This is a genomic window from Corynebacterium sp. LK26, assembly GCF_014335085.1.
GTDB lineage: Bacteria > Actinomycetota > Actinomycetes > Mycobacteriales > Mycobacteriaceae > Corynebacterium > Corynebacterium jeikeium_D.
The window spans coordinates 149,942-171,959 of sequence record NZ_PDHB01000004.1 but is presented as its reverse complement, the minus strand read 5'-3'; the positions used below and the strand labels follow the sequence as shown (position 1 = coordinate 171,959).

Annotated in this window: 14 protein-coding genes and 1 pseudogene; 13 read left to right on the top strand and 2 right to left on the bottom strand. The window is 56.3% G+C overall.

Going from position 1 to position 22,018, the window contains the following annotated elements; translation table 11 throughout:
* Positions 1-5: 5 nt before the first annotated feature.
* From CRD13_RS05620 to CRD13_RS05600, 5 genes are all read left to right on the top strand, one after another.
* A complete protein-coding gene (locus CRD13_RS05620) occupies positions 6-1,046 on the top strand; it encodes an aspartate-semialdehyde dehydrogenase (protein WP_070859183.1) in 1,041 nt (346 codons plus the stop codon).
* 830 nt (positions 1,047-1,876) lie between these two features.
* Positions 1,877-2,833 (top strand): iron-siderophore ABC transporter substrate-binding protein, encoded by a 957-nt coding sequence (locus CRD13_RS05615; protein WP_016421885.1) that lies wholly within the window; start codon positions 1,877-1,879, stop codon positions 2,831-2,833.
* Positions 2,834-2,884: 51 nt separating this feature from the next.
* Complete coding sequence (locus tag CRD13_RS05610; RefSeq protein WP_222865141.1) at positions 2,885-3,880, top strand: iron ABC transporter permease; 996 nt, start codon at positions 2,885-2,887, stop codon at positions 3,878-3,880.
* Positions 3,877-4,929 carry an iron chelate uptake ABC transporter family permease subunit gene (locus tag CRD13_RS05605; RefSeq protein ID WP_016421887.1) on the top strand — a complete coding sequence of 351 codons (1,053 nt, stop codon included), beginning with the start codon at positions 3,877-3,879 and terminating at the stop codon, positions 4,927-4,929. Before CRD13_RS05610 ends, CRD13_RS05605 begins: the two co-directional genes overlap by 4 nt.
* Positions 4,926-5,720, top strand: a complete 795-nt coding sequence (locus tag CRD13_RS05600) for an ABC transporter ATP-binding protein (RefSeq protein ID WP_016421888.1) — start codon at positions 4,926-4,928, stop codon at positions 5,718-5,720. Before CRD13_RS05605 ends, CRD13_RS05600 begins: the two co-directional genes overlap by 4 nt.
* Here CRD13_RS05600 and CRD13_RS05595 read toward each other — a convergent pair.
* Positions 5,717-6,640 (bottom strand): siderophore-interacting protein, encoded by a 924-nt coding sequence (locus CRD13_RS05595; RefSeq protein WP_016421889.1) that lies wholly within the window; start codon positions 6,638-6,640, stop codon positions 5,717-5,719. The two genes, CRD13_RS05600 and CRD13_RS05595, sit on opposite strands and share 4 nt — an antisense overlap.
* A gap of 111 nt (positions 6,641-6,751) precedes the next feature.
* Positions 6,752-7,941 (bottom strand): annotated as a pseudogene (locus tag CRD13_RS05590) (IS3 family transposase); the annotation flags it as partial.
* A gap of 519 nt (positions 7,942-8,460) precedes the next feature.
* On the opposite strand from CRD13_RS05590, the gene CRD13_RS05585 reads away from it, so the two are divergent.
* The 8 genes from CRD13_RS05585 (at position 8,461) to CRD13_RS05550 (ending at position 21,969) form a co-directional block, all read left to right on the top strand.
* The gene (locus CRD13_RS05585) at positions 8,461-9,108 is read left to right on the top strand and encodes a hypothetical protein (protein WP_049171148.1); all 648 of its coding nucleotides are present in this window, start codon (positions 8,461-8,463) and stop codon (positions 9,106-9,108) included.
* 939 nt (positions 9,109-10,047) lie between these two features.
* Positions 10,048-12,969: a VaFE repeat-containing surface-anchored protein gene (locus CRD13_RS11095; RefSeq protein ID WP_187401385.1), complete on the top strand. Its 2,922-nt coding sequence runs from the start codon at positions 10,048-10,050 to the stop codon at positions 12,967-12,969.
* Positions 12,970-12,978: 9 nt separating this feature from the next.
* Positions 12,979-13,734, top strand: a complete 756-nt coding sequence (locus CRD13_RS05575) for a class F sortase (protein ID WP_070652808.1) — start codon at positions 12,979-12,981, stop codon at positions 13,732-13,734.
* 170 nt (positions 13,735-13,904) lie between these two features.
* Positions 13,905-14,264 (top strand): hypothetical protein, encoded by a 360-nt coding sequence (locus tag CRD13_RS05570; protein WP_070601297.1) that lies wholly within the window; start codon positions 13,905-13,907, stop codon positions 14,262-14,264.
* Positions 14,265-14,934: 670 nt separating this feature from the next.
* Positions 14,935-16,569, top strand: a complete 1,635-nt coding sequence (locus CRD13_RS05565; protein ID WP_187401384.1) for a SpaH/EbpB family LPXTG-anchored major pilin — start codon at positions 14,935-14,937, stop codon at positions 16,567-16,569.
* A gap of 237 nt (positions 16,570-16,806) precedes the next feature.
* Complete coding sequence (locus tag CRD13_RS05560) at positions 16,807-17,847, top strand: class C sortase (protein WP_222865273.1); 1,041 nt, start codon at positions 16,807-16,809, stop codon at positions 17,845-17,847.
* On the top strand, positions 17,840-18,772 hold the full coding sequence (locus tag CRD13_RS05555) for a prealbumin-like fold domain-containing protein (protein ID WP_187401383.1): 933 nt from the start codon (positions 17,840-17,842) through the stop codon (positions 18,770-18,772). Before CRD13_RS05560 ends, CRD13_RS05555 begins: the two co-directional genes overlap by 8 nt.
* Positions 18,772-21,969 carry a SpaA isopeptide-forming pilin-related protein gene (locus CRD13_RS05550; protein ID WP_070652811.1) on the top strand — a complete coding sequence of 1,066 codons (3,198 nt, stop codon included), beginning with the start codon at positions 18,772-18,774 and terminating at the stop codon, positions 21,967-21,969. Before CRD13_RS05555 ends, CRD13_RS05550 begins: the two co-directional genes overlap by 1 nt.
* Positions 21,970-22,018: the final 49 nt, after the last annotated feature.

Here is a 22,018-nt window from a genome sequence, read left to right as displayed (position 1 = left end):
TTTTCATGACCACGATTGCTGTTGTTGGTGCCACTGGCCAGGTTGGTCGTGTGATGCGCACCCTGTTGGCGGAGCGTAATTTCCCGGCCGATAAGGTTCGTTTCTTCGCTTCTGCTCGTAGTGCGGGCAAGGAGTTGGAGTTCCGCGGCGAGAAGATTGTTGTCGAGGATGTCGCGGCTACTTCTGACGAGGATCTGAAGGGCATTGATGTCGCGGTGTTCTCCGCTGGCGGCACGCTGTCGAAGGAGCAGGCTCCGCGTTTTGCGGCTGCTGGCGCTGTTGTTGTTGATAACTCGTCGGCGTGGCGTAAGGATCCGGAGGTCCCGTTGGTGGTCTCCGAGGTCAACCCGGATGCTTTGCAGGACATCCCGAAGGGAATTGTCGCTAATCCGAACTGCACCACGATGGCCGCGATGCCGGTGCTCAAGCCGCTTCACGACGAGGCCGGGTTGCAGCGTCTGCGTGTGTCCTCCTACCAGGCCGTCTCGGGTTCGGGCCTTGCTGGCGTGAATACTCTGGCTGGCCAGGTGCGCGAGAACATCGACAACCTGGAGCAGCTGACCACTGATGGTTCGGCTCTGGTTGCGGAGGACTTTGGTCCGTACGTCGCACCGATTGCTTTCAACGCGCTGCCGGTGGCCGGCAACTTTGTTGATGATGGTTCGCTGGAGACCGATGAGGAGCAGAAGCTCCGCAATGAGTCCCGCAAGATTCTGTCTATCCCTGAGCTGGCTGTTGCTGGTACTTGTGTGCGCGTTCCGGTGTTCACTGGCCACACGCTGGTGATTCACGCTGAGTTTGAGAATGCTCTGTCTGTAGAGAAGGCAACCGAACTGCTGGAGTCCGCGCCGGGCGTGAAGGTCGTCGACGTTCCGAATCCGCTTGCCGCCGCTGGCGTGGATGAGTCCCTGGTGGGTCGTATCCGTGTCGATCAGTCGGTTCCGGAGGGGCGTGGCCTGGTGCTGGTTGTCTCTGGCGACAATCTGCGTAAGGGCGCTGCTCTGAATACCATCCAGATTGCGGAGTTGTTGGTCGCTGACCAGTAGTTGAGCGCAGTACTTGAGAGCGCAAAAAGTTAAGCCTTGGCACTTAGTGAACTTCGTGCTCTCAATGACAACTACTCCCCACTAGTCGGTAACTGATTTCTCAGTCCAACTAATGGGGAGTAGTTCACATTGTTGCGGTAGGGGGCCTGTTTTTTCTTATTGACGCCCACGCTTTCCGCTTGGCTGCAGCGCCAGCGGAATGTGAGATTGTGCGAGCGCAGTGCTGGGGGGGGGATTGCGTCACGGGAGGCGCCGGCGCCCTATTTGGCGGCGTGAGGATGTGCAGATGTCGCTAGACCGGGGATGCGTGGCCGACGGCGCCGTATTTGGGGCGCTAGCAGGGGTGAATGTCGCTAGAACGGGAATGCGTTAAAGACACTGATTTGCAGCTCCGCAAAACTGCAGGTCAGGGAATTGTCGCAAAATTCGGAGGCGCGCCTGTGCTGACAGATTCCCGTTCTAGCGACATTTCGACCTTCGAAGTGCAACTTTTCCGACAGTTGGTGCCACGAGTTGCAATAGCGCGAGCATCTCGGCATTGAGAGCCAGGGTGGCTAGGGTGGCCAGGGCGGTGACAGTGGCCAGGGTGGCTAGGGTGGCCAGCGTGGCGACGGTGGCCAGCGTGGCGACGGTGGCCAGGGCGGCGATGGAGTCGGTAGCGGCCGAGCAGGAAGCGGACTAATTTAGGGTAGCCTGTTGTGTGGTTAGCCTTACCTGTGTAATATAGGCTCGATTGCTGTGTTGGCCGTAGCCGAAAGAGGCCATCAGTCTCTTGGGGCTACGGGTACTTTACAGCGTTTCAAAGAGTTCCTTACGCGTTAGGTTTTCACATGTTTCGAAACAATTCGCTGACCCGTCGAGCGGCGCTGAAGACCGCCGCTGTCTTGGCAGCATCCACTCTTGTTCTGTCTGGTTGCTCCCGAGGCGACGACGCGGCGGCGTCAAAAAATGAGGGCACCGGGGACGAGCGCATCGCCGCAGTTGGCCTGGGAGACAGCGATACCTTGCTCGCTCTAGGCATCCAACCAGTCCTCGTAGCGCCCTGGGGTGCTGAGGGAGATGTTGATGCATCTGGCGTCGGCCCATGGGCTACCGAAAAGCTCGGCGACAACAAGCCTGAAGTGGTTTACGGTACTGCCAACGGATTCACTGCTGAAATCCTGGAGAAGATCTCCGCCGCTGATCCGGACAAGATCATTGCGGTGAACTCTGCCGTAGACGCGCAGGCGAAGAAGGCGCTTAATGACATCGCCCCAACCACCGTTAAGCCAGACGGTGCCACGGACTGGCAGATCCCCTGGCGGGATCAGGTCAACCAGATCGCCGGCGCTGTAGACAAGCAAGAAGAAGGCGACAAACTCGTCGAAGAAACGCAGAAGGCCTTCGATGATTTCCAACAGCAGCACCCTGAGCTCAAAGGCAAGCGTGCGGCTATCGTCATGCCTTATCAGGGAAAGATCGGCCTGTACACCTCCGGTGACGGTCGCGGGCAGTTTATCAAGAGTCTGGGCTTCGAGATCCCGAAGGAGCTCGAAGGTAACGGGGGCGAGTTCTACCGCGACATCGCACCTGAGAACTACAGCGACCTCAACAACGTCGATTACCTCTTCATCCTTGATTACCAGGGTGCCGCCGATACCTTGAAGAAGGATCCAACATTCAGCAAGCTGGACGTTGTTCGCGAAGGCAAGGTCCGCTGGATGGACGAAAACGTGGGCAATGCAATGAGTATGCCGAACCCATTGACCATCCCCTGGGCAGTCGACAAGTTCTCTGACGCAATTTAATTGAAAGTGTCCGTTTCAAGAACTCGACATTCTTTGGTGTTTTCCCGGCGTTTGCTTACTTCGGCCGCACTCGTTGGCTTGGCTTTGCTGCTGCTTGCCTCCCTGTACTTGGGTTCCAAAGATCTTTCCATTGGCGAAGTGACCAGCATCCTCATGCATGGTCCGCACCCATCTACGCAATCCGGCATCATTTGGGACTTGCGCGTTCCGCGCACCCTCTTGGCTGTGATCACAGGCGCAGCCCTGGCTATGGCGGGTGCCATTGCTCAGAGCTGGACCCGCAACCCCCTGGCAGATCCCGGCATTATCGGCGTGAACGCTGGAGCAAGTTTCGCAGTCGCTGCGGCACTGACCTTGGGCTGGGCAACGACGGTCGGGGAGCGGACACTTGTAGGGCTCGTCGGGGCGGCCGTCGCTGCCTTAATCGTGCTGTTGATTTCCCGCGTATCGCGTAACCCGCTAACTCTGGTACTCGTGGGCGTGGGAGTTACCTTCGCCCTGCAAGCGGCCACGAATATGCTGAGCCTCTATTCTTCCGACACCCTGGAAGGGCTCCGCCGCTGGACCGTTGGCTCTACAGCTGGGCGGGGTATGGAAGACGTGGCCTTAGCTGCTTTAGGTCTAGCACTAGGTGCTCTATGTGGTGCGCTTGCAGCACGCCCGCTGGATCTACTTGCGATGGGAGAGGACTCCGCCCGTTCCCTTGGCAGCTCGCCCACGAGAACCCGCTTGTTGGCTGCCGCAGCGGTGATCATCCTCGCCGGCTCGGCGACAGCCACTGTGGGGCTTGTGACATTCGTGGGCTTCGCCGTGCCACACCTACTACGCCCGTTTACCGGCCCGTCCCTGACTCGCCTCTTGCTGCCGACCGGCATTGTTGGTGGCGCGGCTGTGTTGCTAGCCGATATTGTGGGCCGCTTCGTCCTGCAGCCTAACGAGCTGGAAATGTCCATTGTCTTAGCTATTGTCGGTGCCCCAGTGATGATTCTGGCGGTGCGACGTAAGAAGAGTTCACCGACCTCGAATGACTCGGAGCTGACGATATGAGCGATATGACGTCTATCCGTAGTATTAAGCGTTCACGAAGCAGACGCGTCCTGGCGGCTTCGGCAGGGTTCGCCCTCATAGCGGCTCTTTGTTACTGCTTAATCCTGGGGCAAGGAGCGGTGAAGCTCAGCCCGATGGAAGTCATCGAGGTTCTCACCGGTGGGGGCACACAGCAAGCAATCAACGTGGTGTGGGATCTCCGCCTGCCTGTAGCAATCGCTACCGTTCTGGTCGGCGCGGCTCTAGGGCTGGCAGGTGCGTGGACTCAGACCATGGCCCGCAATCCGCTGGCCAGCCCGGACATTCTCGGTGTATCCGGCGGCGCGGCGGTTTTGGTTGTGGCGGGCACCGTAGTTACCCGCCCTGCATGGAGTGAGGGGGTGCCGACGTTCTGGTGGCGTGCTGCACTCGCTTTGCTTGGCGCACTAGTGATCGTTGGTTTGCTCGTTCTACTCGGTGGCTTCGGGACGTCGCAGCGCGTAGTGGTCATCGGCCTGGCACTGTCTTTCCTCACGCAGTCTTTAGTGCAGTATCTCCTGCTCCGGGCTGACTTAACTCGTGCCACGGATGCCCAAACTTGGCTCGCTGGGTCTACCGGCTTTGTGCGTATGGAAGCTTTGTTTCCTATGGTGTTGGGCCTGTTGCCCTTCGTAGTTTTAGGCCTTTGTGTTACGCGCGATGTCCCTCTTCTTTCTCATGATGACGCCACCGCGTCCACACTTGGGGTAAATGTCACGAGGGTGCGCGCTATTTTGCTCATTGCCGCAACGGGCATTGTCGCGGTGGTGGTTTCCTTTGTCGGCCCAATTGGATTCGTGGCACTATTGGCTCCTCAGCTGGCCAAGCTGGTGGCCGGAACGCCCACGCCCCATCCGTTGTGCTCTACTTTTGCAGGCGCTGCTCTATTAGCTGCGTGCGCCGTCGTGGCGGGCGCACTGCCATTTACATCCCCTGTGGGTTTGGTTACCGCCATCATCGGTGGCCCCGCGTTGGTGTTGCTTGTGTGGTTGGCGGCCCGTCGCGGAACTCTGAAAGGAATGGTTCAATGAACGTTCAAGTTGATCACGTCACCGTGGGCTACAACGACGGCCCAAGCATTGTTAAGGACGTGTCTTTCACTGCAGAGCCCGGGAAGGTCACCACGCTCTTAGGCCCCAATGGTTGTGGCAAGTCGACGTTGCTCAAGACGCTTTCTCGGCTGCTTGCTCCCGCCGAAGGACGGGTTCTTGTAGAGAAAAAGGACGTGCATAGTTTGCGGTCGCGCGAAGCCGCCCAACTAATTGCGCTTTTGCCACAACACCCGCTGTGTCCGGCGGGATTGACCGTTGGAGAACTTGTGGAGCGCGGACGGCACCCTTATCGTCGATCGCTCTGGGGTGGGGGAGCGACGGCGTCAGAAGATAAAGAAAAAGTGCGCGAGGCGCTGAAGAAGACGAAGGTTGACCATCTTGTTGCCCGCGACGTGGCGGAGCTTTCTGGCGGCCAGCGGCAGCGGGTCTGGATGGCGATGGTGTTGGCGCAGGATACGCCAATTGTGCTGTTGGACGAACCGACTACCTACCTAGATCCGGCACATGCGATAGAGATTCTAAGTATCGTGCGGGAGCTCGCTCAAGAGGGCAAGACGGTGATTACCGTACTTCATGATCTTGGCCTGGCGGGAGCTTTTAGCGACGAGATGATCGTCATGAAGGAAGGGGAAAAGATCGCCGAGGGTTCTCCAAAGGAGGCTCTGACGGTGGATGTGTTGCGCGAGGCATATGGCCTGAATGCCGAGGTGTGGGAAGATCCCCGCGGTATGGCTCCGATTATTGTGCCGCGAGGGATTGTGGCTAATTAAGGCCGTGCCCTGCCTAGGAACCAATAGGGGCACCACTGCACGGATTCGCTATTGAGGCCCCAGGTGTGAATTGCGTGGCGCCGTACTTCCTTGCAGAGCTGTCCTTCACCCGCGACCCAGACGTACTTCGACTGTGTTGCGGGGTGTTCGGCACGGTCCAGTTGCTGTAGGTGGGACATCACTGCCGTGCTGAAGTCCGTTGTAGCGCTAAACAGCACTTCTAGGCTGCCCAGCTTGCTCTCCCAGTCGGCGACGAGGGATGGCTCGAGGTCACCATGGTTCTCGGCGACCACTACGAGGTGTATGTCGCGCAACTGTTCCGGGGCAAACGCATCCGCGTAATCCAAAATGGCGCGAACGGAAGGTACGGCAGATGGGTCTGCGATAAGTGTTTGTGAACTTTGCGCGCGGTGCCAGAGGCCCTGGCATGTCCAGATGCCTACCTGGTCGCCAACACGAGTTGCAAGAGCCCAGGCGAGCCCTGGTCCGACGTGCTCATCCTTTGGATTTTTGACGCCATGTGTCGCCACGTCGAAAGTTATCTGTCCGCACTCGGGATCGAGTGAGCGTACGGTGTACCAACGTAAATTTGGGCGTTGGGTCTCCGGCATGGCTGTAACGCTTGCGCGGATATTGGCGCCACCTCCGTGGAGGGGTAAATGGAGATTCTCGCCGGGCTTAGCCGGCATAAAGAGGCCAAAGAATTCGTCCGGGCCGGAAAGCTGAAAGCCGACTAGCTCGGGGGAGCGGATGACAATCCTCTGCAGGTTTTCTGCCGGGGCGCTGACGTCATAAACAGTGGCGCGGATGATTCGATGGTGCGGTTCAGAAGGGGCGGCCAAGAGTAGGTGGTCAGAAAAGGCCGCGCGGTAGGCGGAAGTGTTCGTCGGAGTGTTCAGGGTAACTGGGTTCGAGGTCATAGTGGGAGTTAACTTACCCTTACCTAAAGCAAAAGTGAAAGGGTGAGGGGCAGAAAAAGCCCCGCGGGGATCCGAGGTGAACTGGTCCCCGAAAGTTGGACTGGTTTAACTCTAGGCGGTTAGGGCTTCAAGGGTCTGATTTCGATATTGCATCGGGGTCAGGCCCTTGAGTCGTTGTTGGACGCGTTCGGTGTTGTACCACTGGATGTACTCATCGATCGCCTGGTTGAACTCTGCGACCGTGTCGAAGACTTCTCCGTGGTACATCTCGGTTTTCACGTGGCCGAAGAAGTTCTCCATGACCGCGTTGTCGTAACAGTTGGCTTTACGCGACATCGACTGAACACCGCCGTTGTCGCCGATCAGGTCACGCCAGGAGGCATGCTGGTACTGGAAACCTTGATCGGTGTGCATCATCCACCCGGGTTCAGGTGCCCACGCCGCGATCACCTTGGGCAAAGAATCGGTGGTCAACGCTGTCGACGGCGATGTAGCCACGGTGTGGGCAACGATTGAGCGGTCGAACAAGTCCATCACCGGTGACAGGTAGACCTTGCGGCCTGCAACCCTGAACTCGGTGACGTCGCTGACAAAGACGGTATTTGGCTGATCCGGGGTGAATTTGTGGTCAAGCTTGTTGTCGGCAATGTGGCTGATCGTCCCGGTGTAGGAAACATAAGGTCTACGTTGGCGGATCTTGGCTCGAAGCCCCATCTGGCGCATGAGTTTGTAGACGAGTTTGTGGTTGACCACCCACCCCTGGTTACGCAGGTCAAGTAGCACTCGTCGGTAGCCGTAGCGATGCTTGTTACGCTCGAAGCTTTCCCGAATCGCTTGCTTGAGCTCGGCGTGCTTATCTGGCTTACTGAGTCGTTTCTGGTGGTAGAAGAACGTCGACCGTGGCATACCTGCTGCCTCTAGGAGGTACTCCAAGCGGTGGTGAGACTTGAGGATGACAATCGCCTGGACTTTCAGGCGCGTCCCTGATTCCTCAAGTCCCGCATTTTTTTTAGATAGGCATTTTCGGCCCGCAACCGTTCGTTTTCGCGACGCAGCTTGTCTTCCTCCGACAGCGGCTTCGGCGTGACCGATCCTTTGGGTCTGCCCTTCGGCTTTGGTTTCAACGCGTCATCGCCGTCTTTGCGCCATTTCCACGACCACCCGCGGACCAGCTGCTGTGATGACAGGCCAAATTCACGTGCAAGATCCATCGCTGTCTCGCCAGCAAGGTGGCGTTGGACAACTTCCTTCTTGATCTCGAACGAGTACTGCTGCTTAGTCGGTTTCTCCACAAGACATAGCCTGCATGCAGCTTAAACCGACGACAGAGCATACGGGCGGCATACTTGGAGACACCAAGGGCATTGGCAGCGGCTGTATAACCCATGCCTTGCTCAAATAGTTCAACCAACTGCTCGCGCTGATATTCACTTAGCGAACTTCGTGCTCTCAATGACAACTACTCCCCACTAGTCGGTAACTGATTTCTCAGTCCAACTAATGGGGAGCAGTTCATTAGGTGCCGAGGCTTTTCTGCTGGAAAAGGCGAGCCTGGTTTGGGGTGACCAAACGGCTAGCAATGTGACCCGTGACATGCGACGTTTGGGCATAAGTGCAGGTTAAATTTTGCCGTTATTCTGTTTCCAATTTCCTGGCTGAAGTGGGTCGAATTTCTATATTGTGACCGTTTTTCATCACCGGTACGGTTTTCGTGTGAGCACGGCAGTGGCCGCAAAGGAGAAGGCGAGAAGCCCTTTACCTTCAGCTCTGGGCATCGCGCCACACCATTTATCTACACTTCATTTTTCTAAAGGATCATCATGGATAACCTGTGCAATATCTGCGAACTGATTTCCTCCTTGCCAGCACCGGCTCCGCTGCCGGTACCTGAGTTCAACGTGAACTTCCCGGAGGGCCCACTGGTTCAGGTCGACTCACTGTTCCCGAACTTCCACTCTCTGACTGAGGGCGGCAACCTGGGTCTGCAGAACGTCGGTGGCGATCAGGACAACGCTCTGCAGAACGTTGGCGGCAACCAGGGTCTCCAGAACGCTGGCGGCGATCAGCTGAACGGCGGAGACCAGATTGGCGGCGACAAGCTGGACAAGGGCGACAAGGTCGGCGGCGACCAGGTTAACGACAAGGGCCAGATTGGTGAGCGTCAGTCCGGTTTCCAGACCGGTGGCCAGGACCAGAGCCTGCAAAACGTCGGTGGCGACCAGGGTCTGCAGAACGGTGGCCAGGAGCAGGGTCTCCAGACTGGCGGTAAGAACCAGAACGGCCTTCAGACTGGCGGCCAGGAGCAGGGCCTGCAGACCGGTGGTAAGAACCAGGGTGGCCTCCAGACTGGCGGCCAGGAGCAGGGTGCCCAGACCGGCGGCAACAACCAGGGTGGCCTGCTGGCCGAGGACGGTGCGGGTGACAACCTGCCAGTCGACCTGGACCTCACCGGTGCAAAGGCTATCTAAGGCCGTTTAAGCTGACTTAGGCACTGCACTACAATGACACTGCGCAGCTATTAGCTCTCGCGGCTATTAATACGTAACAGCGCACGAGCGCCTTCTCACTCCTTGCGGAGTGGGGAGGCGCTTTTTTGTGTTTATAGCTGGCGACGTTGGGTCGATCCGAGTTACTGACTGCGTTTATGTCAAAAATGGCCCGAAAAATGTCCTGAAAGCGTCATAAACTCGCACAGTTTCACATTTGCAGTCCCCTATTCAGTCGCGTTTTACATAACGTGATCTGTTGGAATGCCGTGAATCAGACCCATTTTTGTCTATTAACCGCGGATGGAGAGGTTGGGGCGGAGAGGCGATTATTTATGCAGCCGCAATTAGCACACAATTATGTGGCTTATTAAATGATGTCCGGGGATTCTTTTGTAAATAGTCTTGAGACATCATTTTTGCTCTTAGAGATTTATTGGCTTGCATTTTCATTAGGTGGGGGTGGGGTGTCATTTGTGCCGTAACTCACAATTATGAAAATCGTGACATGGGAGACATTCTAACCCAAATTAATGGGCGGGGATTCATTGAAAAAACTTCATATGCGCAGGTTAATCGTGATTTTATGGGTTGAATGGCTAGGTGTCGTGGCGAAAGGTGGAACTTCGGCATGTGTGTGGTGTCCAAATGTCCACCCCAGAAAAAATATGCAAACAACAATTATTGACATTGAAATAAAAGACAATAGGGGTGGCAATTAAATGGCTCAACAAACATAAAATGTATTTGTTATATTCGGGGACGGCCAACGCTATAAATGAGAATTAGAAGGCGATGTCAACTGGGCTACCTGTGATGGGGGCTGGAGACGCTTATGCGTGGTCATTGATTGTTAATTGAAGGCTGGAAAGGTAGCGAAAGGTGTATAACGCACTGAAATCGAAGGAAGGGGGAGGGCTCATGTTCGGTCGTTTTACAAACGAGAAGCGCTGGTTGGCGCTTTTTAGCTTCGTGGCTGTGCTCGCTCTTTTCTTCGCTAAATCTCCAATAATTGCGCATGCGCAGGAGGCAGAAGACACTGGCGAAACCCTGACGATCCAGAAGATTTTGAGTGTTCCTGGAACAGTTAAGGGTGTTGAAGCCAATGGAAATGTCCGTGATTTTGGGCCACTCATTGCGGCATTTGACGAGGCGGCAACTCCATTTGGTAGCCACAAAATGGGTTACTGCATTGAGGCCAGCGTCGCCGGTGATCTTTATGACACCGGTCGTGTACAGAACTTCAGTCAGTTCTCGCGCAGTACAGATACCAATAACAAGCTGCGGAACGACTTTGACCGATACCGGAAGCTCAACTGGATTGCGCACCACGGTTCTCCAGCTGTTGGTTTGGATGAACTGGGGAAGGCGGCTGGAGTTAAAGGACGTCTGAAAGTGCTGGACGCCAATAACGCAACTCAATTCGCTCTGTGGCACTTCTCCGATGGCATTGACTTCTCCCAGGGCATTCACAACCCATCGACGAAGGCTGTCTACGACTACCTCACTGGTCCGGCTAACGTCGGTCAGGGCACTGTCGATGGCACGAACCGCACTGGCTACATTTTCAACAATGGTAAGAAACAAGACATCATTGTGATTGACAATGTCACTCCGTCTTCCGGTGAAGTTCCGGCAGAGCCGACGAAGCCGTCTGAACCGGAGCAGCCAACCGAACCGGAAAAGCCGACTACTCCGACCACGCCTGCGGAGACCACGACTCCGTCCGAGTCGACCAAGCCGTCTGAGCCAGAAAAGCCGAAGACGCGTAAGCCGTCGATCTCCACGCAGGCTCGCCTGAACGGCAACAAGATTGTTGCGGGCGCTGTGGTTAAGGACATCGTGAAGTTCACCGACCTTGTTCCGGGTAAGAACTACCGCCTGGACGCCACCCTGGTGGACAAGACCAATGCTGATCGCATCTTGGGGACCGGCAGCGTCGAATTCACTCCGGAGACCTCTTCGGGTGAGCAGGCTGTCATGATTACCGTCTCCGATGATGTAGATGAGCCGGTTACCGCTGCTGTTGCATTTGAAAAGCTGACCTCGACAGAGGTCACCGCCGATGGCCAGGACAACACCTATGGTCAGCGGGTAGAAATCGCTACCCACGAGGACATCAACGACGCAGCTCAGACCGTTCACGGCGAAAAGCCGGAGCAGCCGTCGACCTCCGAAGAGACCCCGACGAGCGAAGAGACGACCGAGGAGACGACCGAAGAAACAACGGAGCCGTCGTCCAGCGAGACCGCTACTTCTGAGACCAGTGAGTCTGAGACTCCGACGACGTCGGAAAGCGAAGAGCAGCCGAGCTCTTCGACGACTACTCCTAACACCTCCGAGTCCACGAAGCCGGCCGCTCCGACGGAACCGACCGAGCCGACTGACAGCACTGAGTCGCAGACCACGGAGCCGAGCGAGCCGACTGAGACTACCGAACCGTCCAAGCCGAGCGAGCCCGCTGATACGCCGCTGGAGCCGGAGCTACGCACGGTAGCTGAGCTTCAGGGCAACCGCATTGAGGCTAATGCCAAGGTTGTCGACACCGTACATTTCGAGGGCCTGGTGCCTGGTAAGAACTACACCCTCTCCGGTGAACTTGTTAATAAGGCTGATGGCTCTGTGATTGGTCATGGCGAGGCGACGTTCAAGCCGACGTCGGCAAGCGGTACTGTGACTGTCACTCTTGAGGTGTCTGACTCTGTTCAGACTCCTGTTGCCGAGGCTGTCGTATTCGAGCACCTGACCTCTGATGAGGTCGACTCGACTGGTAAGGAAAGCGCTGGTCAGGTCAATGAGATCGCTGACCACGCAGATATCAACGACGCTAGCCAGACCGTGACCGGCGACGTTCCGGAGAAGCCGGAAGACACCCCGACTGAGGAAAGCGAAACTCCGTCCGAGGAGACGACCGCACCGGAGACCAGCTCGACTGAGCCGACCACGTCCACGGTTCCGGCAACGCCGAGCGACGATGAGCCGTCCGAGCAGCCGGAGACGACACAGCCGGAAGAGCCGTCTGAGACGACAACTCCGTCTACGTCCGAGTCCGAAAAGCCGAGCAAGCCGAGCAAGCCGACTAAGCCCGCTCAGCCGAGCAAGCCGACTAAGCCCGCTCAGCCGAGCAAGCCGACTAAGCCCGCTCAGCCGAGCAAGCCGAGCAAGCCGAGCAAGCCGAACCACCCGAGCACCCCAGCTCAATCTGAGGACAACCCAGCTATCACGACTACTGCCGGTATTGCCGGCAAGGGTCTGGTCGAGAAGGGTGCTGTCGTCATCGACACCGTGCACTTCACTGGCCTGAAGCCGGGCACGAAGTACACGTTGACCGGTGAGCTGATGTGCAAGGAGACGGGCAAGTCCACTGGCGCTAGGAGCCGCCTGCACTTTGTGCCGACGGCATCCGCCGGCACGGTTGATGTTCCGATCATCATCACCGACGGCGACTGCGCTTCTCAGGTTGCCTTCGAGACTCTGACCGATGCCAATGGCAAGGAAGTTGCTGTTCACAAGGACATCAACTCTGCGGAGCAGACTGTCACGAACGGCAAGACCCCGGAGAACACGCCATCTGAGCAGCCGAAGGATGAGGGCGAGCAGAACACGCCTAACGACGATTCCTCTGCACCTACCAGCGACTCTGCCACCCCGACCACTGTGATTAATCAGCACTCGGAGCAGAACAACACCAACGTCACCATCATCGGTGGCACTGGCCAGGACAAGCAGAAGAATCACGGAAAGCCGTTGGCTCCGAACTCGGAACGACGTGCAATTAGTTCGGTTCCGTCTGGCCCGACCGGTTTGGCTACTCACGCTCTGCCGACGGTAGCCACGAACTAAGGAGATCCCATGACTGATCAGTTTGGCTCGGACGAGACCGGCAAGGAACCTGGCAACACACCAGGATTCGAACCGGAAACCGAAACCGGCGCACTCGACCACGTTGATCCGTTTGACCAGGACAAAGACCAGGTCGACGGCCAAGTAGAAGACCTGCAGGACGTGCCTTGGTGGAAGCAGCCACGGGTGTATATCGCCGCTATCGCATTAATCGGCGTTATCGCTCTGCTGGTGATTGCCCAGATCAATCGCAATGATTCGACGCTCGATGGCGCGCAGGAGAATCTTCCTACTCCAGCACAGGGTTCTCGGGGAGCTGTGCACGAGATGGAGATGCTCATTGATGGTAAGTCGGCTCCGATTGATTTCGTTCAGCTGACTGATCAGGGATCTCTGATTCCTCCGACCGATGTTTCTCGCCTGGGCTGGTATTCCGCCTCAGCGATTCCCGGTGAGAAAGGTGCTGCTGGATCGTCCGTCATTACTGGTCACGTCAATGAGGTGGATCAGGGTGATGGTTATGCTGCACGTTTCGCTGACTTGAAGGCTGGTGACACTGTCACGGTGAAGGTGGATGGCGAAAGCCGAGACTTCACCGTCAGCAAGGATCCGATCCAGGTGGTCAAGGGCGCTCAGATGCCTGAGGTCGTCAACGATGCAGTTGGTGAGAACCGCTTGGTCCTCATTACCTGCGGAGGCGAGTTCGTCGGCGGCACTTTAGGTTACGCCGACAACATCATCGTCGAGGCCACTCCAGTGCGCTAATCCAGTGCCCTAGCGCACTAGGGCGCTAGGGCACAGCCTCGATTCATTGACCAATTTCATTGGCTACGGCTGTTGAACGCCGTCGAACAACGGCGGCGCCGGCAGTCGCAGAAAAACACAGAACAAATCTGCAGAAACCCTGCAGAAACACAGAAGATAAGGAAGTACCTATGAGCATGTTGAAGAAACTCGGTGTCTGGGGTGTGGGCGCACTCGTGCTTGCAGCTCCGGTTGCTACCGCCGCACAGGCAGTAGCTGCACCTGCAAACTCTGCTGACACTGCAGTTGTCGCTCCGGGCAAGGGTGGGTTCCTCCACTCGGGCAAGCTGGCCGTCAACCGCTACGTCTTCGAGCTTGAGCACCGCGATGGCAAGGACTACGTCAACATCACCTTCACCGGCGATCACAGCGCTGACGTGCAGATCATGCCGGATGGCATGACCCCTGAGGGCAAGAAGAAGGTCGATCAGATTGGTGACGTCCTCAAGCTCAACGGCTACAACGATGTTCACTACTGGGCGGTTCTCTAAACGTCCCTACTGACGCGGCAGGGCGCCCCGTGTCGCTTACTGCCTCTGTGCTTTTACGGGTCCTAGCACAGGGTGGTGCGCCGCGGGGCGTCCTTGTCCCAAAGGTTTTTGCTTTCGCTTGCCGACGATGATGTGACAGCAAGCACGAGAAGGTTGATAAGTCCTCATTTTCCCGGCGTGCGCTGCGGTGATAGTGGTTGCACATAGGGGCCATCGCTATAGGGCAATTGTTTACCCCCATTTTTGGGGTGGGTTTGATTGTGTGGAAATTGAGAGGGTTTTGGCCTCGATTGGAAAAAACCGCTGTGACCTCGATAAAAAGATATTAATCTCTTGCGATTCTTACGTTTGCATAGGTTTTTCGGGTGCTCGGCTTGGTGGCGTTTCTGTGTCGGGTGTCAACGAAGTGCTGAACAGGTTAAGTTATTTATAAGCGGTTCACTGAGCGCTGTTAACCGGGCGAGCAATGGGCTAGAGCTGCAATGTTTGAACATATAAACATTAAAGTTCATAACGCTTAGGCTTAAAAGGTTAGACAGACTGGTCTTTCCCTTAAGGAAAATCTCAGTTTTGGCAAGTCGGGGAACGTTGGTGTCGCCGTCTGGAGTGAATCGCGCGACGTATTGAAGCGTGTCGCTTCATTTTGGACTTCTGTAAAGGACCTGTTTTCGTGAATAAGTTCTCTCGTACCGCCCGCTCGGTAACCTTCGCTGCCATCGTCGGTCTGTCGATGGGCGTCTCCGCCCCGGCTGCAATTGCTCAGGACACTGCCATCAACCAGGCTGCCGGCGACTCCCCGTTGGTAAATAAGGACGCCAAGGGCTCACTCACCATTCACAAGTTCGGTAACCCGACCAGCGAAGGCCAGCCGTCTGGTACCGCAGCTGACGTCGAGGATGTTCAGAAAAACGGTGGCCAGAAGCTTGAAGGCGTCGGCTTCACCGTTTACAAGATCAACAAGACTGCAGATGGCGCTACCCCCATCGATGTCACCACCAACGAGGGTCTGCTGGCTGCTTCGAAGCTGAAGGCTGGCGAGTTCGCTACTGGTACCCAGGCGACTCAGGCTCTGATTGACAACGGTACCCTGACGCAGGTCGCAACCGGCACGACCGACCAGGACGGCAAGTGGAACGTTGGCCAGGATCTGGCTCTTGGCGCTTACCTGGTTGTTGAGACCGGTCCGAAGGAAGGCTATGACCCGGCTGTTCCGTTCATCGCTTTCGTTCCGATGACCAGCAATGGCAAGGTAGGCGACGAGACTCAGGGCACCACCTGGAACTACGACGTTCACGCATTCCCGAAGAACTACAAGGATGAAGAGCCGACCAAGACCGTTAAGGACAAGGACCAGAACGCCGGCGACAAAGCGCTGGTCTACACCGTCACGGGTACCGCTCGCCAGCTGAAGCCGAACACGGAGCGTACCCAGTTCCAGATCACTGACCAGATTGACCCGAAGCTGGAAGTCACCAAGGTTGATGTCAAGGTTGTCAAGGCAGATGGTACGGAGCGGGCTCTGTCCGAAACCGACGACCGCGACGGTAAGTTCTTCGAGGGCAACAATGTCGATGTCAACCTGAAGCCAGACGTTGCAAAGACTCTTGGTGCTGGTGACAAGGTCGTCGTTACCATCACCACCACGCTGAAGCCGCAGTTCAAGGAAGCTACCGACATCGCGCCGAACACCGGTTTGGTCTTCCAGAACAACCCGGACGGTTCCGAGAACAGCACTCCGAAGGAGACTCCGAAGGTCAAGACCTACTGGGGTGGCGTGCAGTTCAAGAAGGTTGATGGCGACCGCAACGCTCTGGAAGGTGCCGAGTTCCAGATTGTCCGCCAGGCTGCTGGCCAGAAGTGCTCCGACATTGACACCACCAAGAAGGACTCCTGGACTCCGGTTAACGGCCAGCAGGGTGACGAGGTGAAGACCACCTTCGTCTCTGGCCAGGACGGTATCGTCAAGATTACCGGTCTTCACGTCAACGACTTCGAAGACAACGCTGAGGTTGTCGAAGGCGAACAGTCCCACTACTGCCTGATTGAGACCAAGGCTCCGAAGGGTAAGGAGCTGCTGCCGGAGGCACTCGAGTTCAAGCTGGTTGCTAAGCAGACTGCCCCGGAGCGTGTTTACGAGCTGGCATCCGTCCAGGTCGGCGCTAACCCGGGTGAGGTTGTTAACTCCGACGACACCACCCCGAACCTGCCGATGACCGGTGGTGCCGGTGTTGGCATCCTGGCTGCTATCGGTGCAGCTATCGTCGCAGCTGGTGCATGGTTCGCCCGCCGCGGTTCCAAGAACTAAATCCGAGTAAAGGCTCGGCCACTGGAGCGCTTTAGCTCCAGTGTTGAGGGAATAGCGTGCGTTCAACAGCGCACGCCATTCCTGTAGTTTGCGCATCACTGAAATTACTGTTGCGGCCTTTCGATGTGCTCTTTTTCAACAGCAGGCATCTCTACGCCGGTGAGAAAGAGAAAGGCCACATCCCTTTTTGATTGACTTCTTGGGAGTTCCTCCGTGGGTAAACACTCTGCGTCGACTCTGACGCGGGACGCATCAGCTGAGCAGCCTGATCAGCCTGAGCAGGCGAAAAAGAACAGCATGGTTCTCCCCGCAATTCTGGTGATTGTGGGTTTACTTGTGATGCTGTACCCGGTTGTCTCCACGGCATTGAACAATTACGGCACCTCTAAGGCGGCCAAAGAGTTCGCCAAGTTGGAAAAGTCCGTACCCCAAGAAGTTAAAGATGAACAGTGGGAACGCGCTCATTCTTACAATGAGCGCCAAACCACCGGCCCGATTCTGGACCCGTGGCTTAACGAAGTTAATGACCACAACCCCGAGTACGCCGCTTATCTCGATCAGCTAAACGCTACCGACGTGATGGCGCGTCTGATCTTCCCAGAGATTCAGGCCGACCTGCCGATTTACCACGGCACCAGCGATGAGGTGCTCGCCAAGGGGCTCGGACACCTATACGGATCCGATCTTCCAGTCGGCGGTGTTGGAACCCACTCCATCATTACCGGTCACACCGGACTTACTAACGTAACGCTCTTCGATAACCTGCGGAAAGCAAAAGAGGGAGACGCCTTCTATATCCAGGTCGCTGGTCACAAGCTGAAGTACGAGATTGATCAAATCAAGGTTGTACTTCCACATGAGACCGACGATCTTCGTCCCGTTGAAGGCCAGGACTACATCACCCTCATCACTTGCACTCCTTACGGAATTAACACGCATCGTTTGCTAGTGCGTGGGCACCAAGTGCCGATGGATCCGTCGGAAAGCAAAATCTTCGACCAAACGCACGGAGCTGGATGGCAGTGGTGGATGTACGCCCTGCTTGTAGCGGTACTTGTGCTTGGCACGGGCTTTGCGTGGTGGCTCTGGCGCCAGCGCCTCGACGCCGACGACTCTGACGACATCGACGACATCGCCGAAGAGCTTGACGACGACGCTGAGAATGCAGACGTCGAGACTGCTGATGGCGACGCAGACAGCGATGGACTCGCTGGCGGCAGCGAATCGGCATCCGAGGATAATAACAACACTTCGTGGTGGGAAAACGACAATGAATAAATATTTGACATCCACCTGGAACCGGATAGCTGCGTTCTTAGCTGCCTGCGCTCTGGTGTCAGTAATGGGTGCAGTTGGCGCGAATGACGCCAACGCGGCCAGAATTGTTGGGCATCAGGATGCCCCGGGCGTTTCAGCAACGAGCGGCACGGACATTGTGCGCATTACCTTGAGCCCAGGAAACCCGGACGATGATAATTCGCCGGCTTCGGGTTCTATTTCTGGTGTGACCGTCCATCTGGAGCGTCTCAAGGGAATCTCGCCGTCTAGCCCGCAGGACCGCGAGAAGGTTGAAAAAGCCACTGCCGCTGAGCTTGCTACGTGGCCGAAAGATCTCCACTTTAGCCAGGTCACTGATGAAAACGGCTCCGTGAAGTTCAGCGATTTGCCGCAGGGTATTTACCTCGTTACCTCGACAGCTCCGAACGACAGCTACCGGGAGATTAATCCCTTCCTAGTATCGGTGCCGTTCTATGGGCTGGATTATGACTCCACTCCTGTAGAGGGAGTCATTGTGGCGAAGTCGCATAAGCCGGGGGAGACGCCACCACCGTCGACACCTCCGACAACTCCGCCGAAGACCCCACCAACGACGCCGCCGGCAACACCGCCGAAGACTCCACCGACGACGCCGGGCACATCGACTCCGCCGAAGACCCCGCCAACGACGCCGACAACACCGGGTGAACCGGGAACCTCGACGACCCCGTCGACTACCTCCACGCCACCTGATGAGCCGGGGACCTCGACACCTTCGGACTCTTCTGGATCCTCGTCGAGCTCCGGAAGCAGCGGAAGTTCCGGCTCGCTGGCGCTTACCGGTGTACAGGTGGCAGGGCTGGTAGCTCTCGCCGCAGCCCTGATTGGTGGAGGATTCGTCATTATCGCCGCTAGCAGGAAGAACTCAGAAAGTAGGAAGAACTAATGTTTTCGACAACATTCCGCTTGCCGGATTCACTGCGAACTGTGCTTCGCATGTTCTTGGCTGCTTTGCTAGCGGTAGCTCTCGTTGTCAGCGGTCAGGCGTTTGCGCCCAACGCGCCGCAGGCGCAGGCGCAGACGGAGGTCATTCCGACGTCTCCGCCGAAGTATGAGTTTAAGAATATTGATGCTCGCCCCACTCCTGAATACGAGTTCACAATCGATAGGGATGCGACTATTGACAGCCTGCAATTCAACGTTGGTGGGAAAGGATGGATTCAGGGCTATAGTTTGAAAATCAATGGCAGGGCAATCGACCCGCAGATCACTCGTAACGATAGTGCTCGACAGGCGCCACTCGAATTCGTACATAAGGGGTTGAATCAAACGGTAAAGTTGGGCGACAAAGTCACGCTCAGCCTTCACTACACTACCCCGAAAGGAACTGGCGACGTGGCCATAACCCTTCGTGGTACTCCTGACGGCTCCACTGAGCCCACCGATCCAAGTGAGCCAACAGATCCGTCAACGGACCCGACGGAGCCTACCCAGCCGACAGATCCAACAGAGCCGACTGAGCCCACCGAGCCAGAGACCCCGGAACCGGAACCGGAACCAGGAGCGGTAACTCCTGCGGACCCAACTCTTGTCGACCCTGCAACTGCACCGGAGTGTGTGGAGAAGGCTTATATCAATATCCCGGACACCAAGGGAGTTGATTACTACCTCAACGCAAACAAGGCACCTGCCGGACCTCATGTCTATGAGCAGAACAAGCCAGGAACCGTAAAGGTCACTGCTGTAGCGCAGCCAGGTTTTAAGCTTGCTCCGAATGCGCGTACCGAGTGGACTTTCAATCTAAGCGGTGAAGTTAAAGACTGCTCAAATTCTGAAGACCCCAAGCCACCGGCTGTCGATGGGCGGCACTTTGATGCCATCGGTCACGAGTTTGCAGTGCAAGCTGACCCAGTAGATCCGAAGCAGCCCAATGCTTTTACGGCTAAGGTGACTGAGGAATCTCACATGAAGTACGCAACGGTGCGTATCGAAACTGACGCGACTTTCTTGGATCCGCAGAAGTACAACCTCACGCTGGACCAAATTGAACCAGGTGTGACTTTGCTGAAGCGCAACGTCAACATCGGCAATGGGTTCATCACTATGGATGTCGTACCGGTAAAGGACGGCAAGCCGGTTGACTCTGCTCTCGTGCCTAAAGATGCAGTGTTTACCTTCACCAATAATCTTTCACAGAACAAGAACCTGAAGGTGACGCTCGATGTGTACGGAGAGAAAAAGAGCACACCAAAACCACCGGAGATTATCTCTCCGCCGGATGGAGCTCAGTGGGTTCACGGACGTGTCGCTAATCCGCCGATGCCGCAGCGCTGTGGCCTGCGCATTGCTGTGGTGGCCGACCTGTCCACCTCACTGAATTACGCTGATTCAAATGGCTTTACCGAGTCGAAGCGGGCGGCAAATGCTTTGATTGATTCGCTGGCTGGAACCCCTGCAGAACTGGGTATCTACAACTTCGCGGGTGGAGCGCCACGTGCTGCAAACGGCTCAACCTATGGGCAGAACCCTCCTTACATCTCGTTGCAATCAGAACAAGGTGTAAACCGGGCAAAGAGCATTGTCGCTAATTGGCAAGGCGACGGCTCGACCAACTGGGAGGCAGGCCTCAAGCAGGTCGCGGCAGGAAACTATGACGTGGTGTACTTCATCACCGACGGTATGCCGACATATTCCTCGAAAGCGCCCGGATTAAAACTTGGTGGCGAATTTGTTCAAGAATCCGCCCTTAACCAGGCAATTGATGCAGCTAATGAGCTGAAAGCGGCCGGAACTCGCATCGTCCCGATTATGGTCGACCTGACTGTAGGTGGAAAGTATGCTCAGCGCACAACTGTTACTCAGGATCTCGTACTAAAGAATGTACGTTGGTGGAAGAGTGGCACAAGCATTTCAGAGCCCGGACTTTATTGGCAGTTCACGAATAAGTACGTAGATGCAGCAAGTTATGTGGGCGATGATACTACTGCTAACTTCGAGATTGCGTATAAGAATGGTGGTTTCAAGGTTTGGGAGCGAACCCCACAAGGCAGGAATATCGAGATTACGCGTGATCAATCCAAGTGGACCTATGGTCCGCGTGGGGTCAAGACCATGGGTGAGGATATTTCTGGCACCGGTGACACCATCCGAGTCGAGCAGTACTCCAAGCTCGCCGCGCAGATGAAGCAGATTGGTGAACAACTTGCTTCTCGCTGTAACGGAGTTGTGAAGGTCAAGAAGCGCATTGTCGATGAAAACGGCAAGGTTCTCGAAGACGGTGCCCCTGGCTGGGAATTTACCCTTGCCGCAAATGACAATGTCATCGGCACCGGGTCCGGTCCGCTGGTCCATCAGTCGATGAAGGTGACCTCCGGATCCGAATCCGACAAGGGTACTGCATCGTGGAACATTGAAAGCGAACGTGAGCAATCGCTGGTTCTCACCGAAACGCAGAAGCAGGGCTACACCCTGTTCCGTCGCGGTGACACGTTAGATTCCACCGGTGATTTCAACGCGGTGTGTACTCAAACCCGAGGCGGGAAGACCTCACCACTGAAGGTCGAAAACGTCGGCGAGTTCGGCTTCCGGGTGAAGATGTCGGAATCCAATAAGGTCCTATCTTCCATTTCCTGCGTGGTCGATAACTACGAAGCGCCGGACACCAAGCCAGGCAAGCTGACCTTGGAAAAGGCGGAATATGTCGATGGCGAGGGAGTCAAGGTTCTACCGGGGCTTGGTGGTGCGACCTTCGATATCTACCCCTCGGCAGGTGGTCAGCCGGATTTCAGTGGAGGACCGGTCTACACCATCACCCCAGATCAGAAGTCAATTGAGATTAACGAAACTGGTACTTTCTACCTGGTAGAGACTAAGTCGCCGGCAGGGCTTAACCTGCTGCCTGAGCCAGTGGCGTTTGAAATCTCAATTGACCAGGAGACTAAGGAATACACCATCTCGGTGGTGGGTGGCAGTAGCCCGCTGATTAAGGCCGAAGGCTCCGGCGAACTCATGATCATGCAGGTGACCGACACCAAGACCGGCAAGCTGCCAAAGACCGGTGGAAACGGAGTCCTGCTCTGGACACTGTTCGGTGCGGTAATCGCAGCCTGTGGTTGGTTCTGGACTCGTCGCCAGCAGTCCTAATAACAAAAATGGGGTCTGTGCAGTTGCCTGCACAGACCCCATATGGCGG

What these genes read in the sequence shown, in the direction of transcription:
- CRD13_RS05600 (WP_016421888.1), top strand. Translation starts at nt 4,926, where the DNA reads ATGAACGTTCAAGTTGATCACGTCACCGTGGGCTACAACGACGGCCCA.
- CRD13_RS05605 (WP_016421887.1), top strand. Translation starts at nt 3,877, where the DNA reads ATGAGCGATATGACGTCTATCCGTAGTATTAAGCGTTCACGAAGCAGA.
- CRD13_RS05555 (WP_187401383.1), top strand. Translation starts at nt 17,840, where the DNA reads ATGAATAAATATTTGACATCCACCTGGAACCGGATAGCTGCGTTCTTA.
- CRD13_RS05575 (WP_070652808.1), top strand. Translation starts at nt 12,979, where the DNA reads ATGACTGATCAGTTTGGCTCGGACGAGACCGGCAAGGAACCTGGCAAC.
- CRD13_RS05620 (WP_070859183.1), top strand. Translation starts at nt 6, where the DNA reads ATGACCACGATTGCTGTTGTTGGTGCCACTGGCCAGGTTGGTCGTGTG.
- CRD13_RS05570 (WP_070601297.1), top strand. Translation starts at nt 13,905, where the DNA reads ATGAGCATGTTGAAGAAACTCGGTGTCTGGGGTGTGGGCGCACTCGTG.
- CRD13_RS05585 (WP_049171148.1), top strand. Translation starts at nt 8,461, where the DNA reads ATGGATAACCTGTGCAATATCTGCGAACTGATTTCCTCCTTGCCAGCA.
- CRD13_RS11095 (WP_187401385.1), top strand. Translation starts at nt 10,048, where the DNA reads ATGTTCGGTCGTTTTACAAACGAGAAGCGCTGGTTGGCGCTTTTTAGC.
- CRD13_RS05615 (WP_016421885.1), top strand. Translation starts at nt 1,877, where the DNA reads ATGTTTCGAAACAATTCGCTGACCCGTCGAGCGGCGCTGAAGACCGCC.
- CRD13_RS05550 (WP_070652811.1), top strand. Translation starts at nt 18,772, where the DNA reads ATGTTTTCGACAACATTCCGCTTGCCGGATTCACTGCGAACTGTGCTT.
- CRD13_RS05595 (WP_016421889.1), bottom strand. Translation starts at nt 6,640, where the DNA reads ATGACCTCGAACCCAGTTACCCTGAACACTCCGACGAACACTTCCGCC.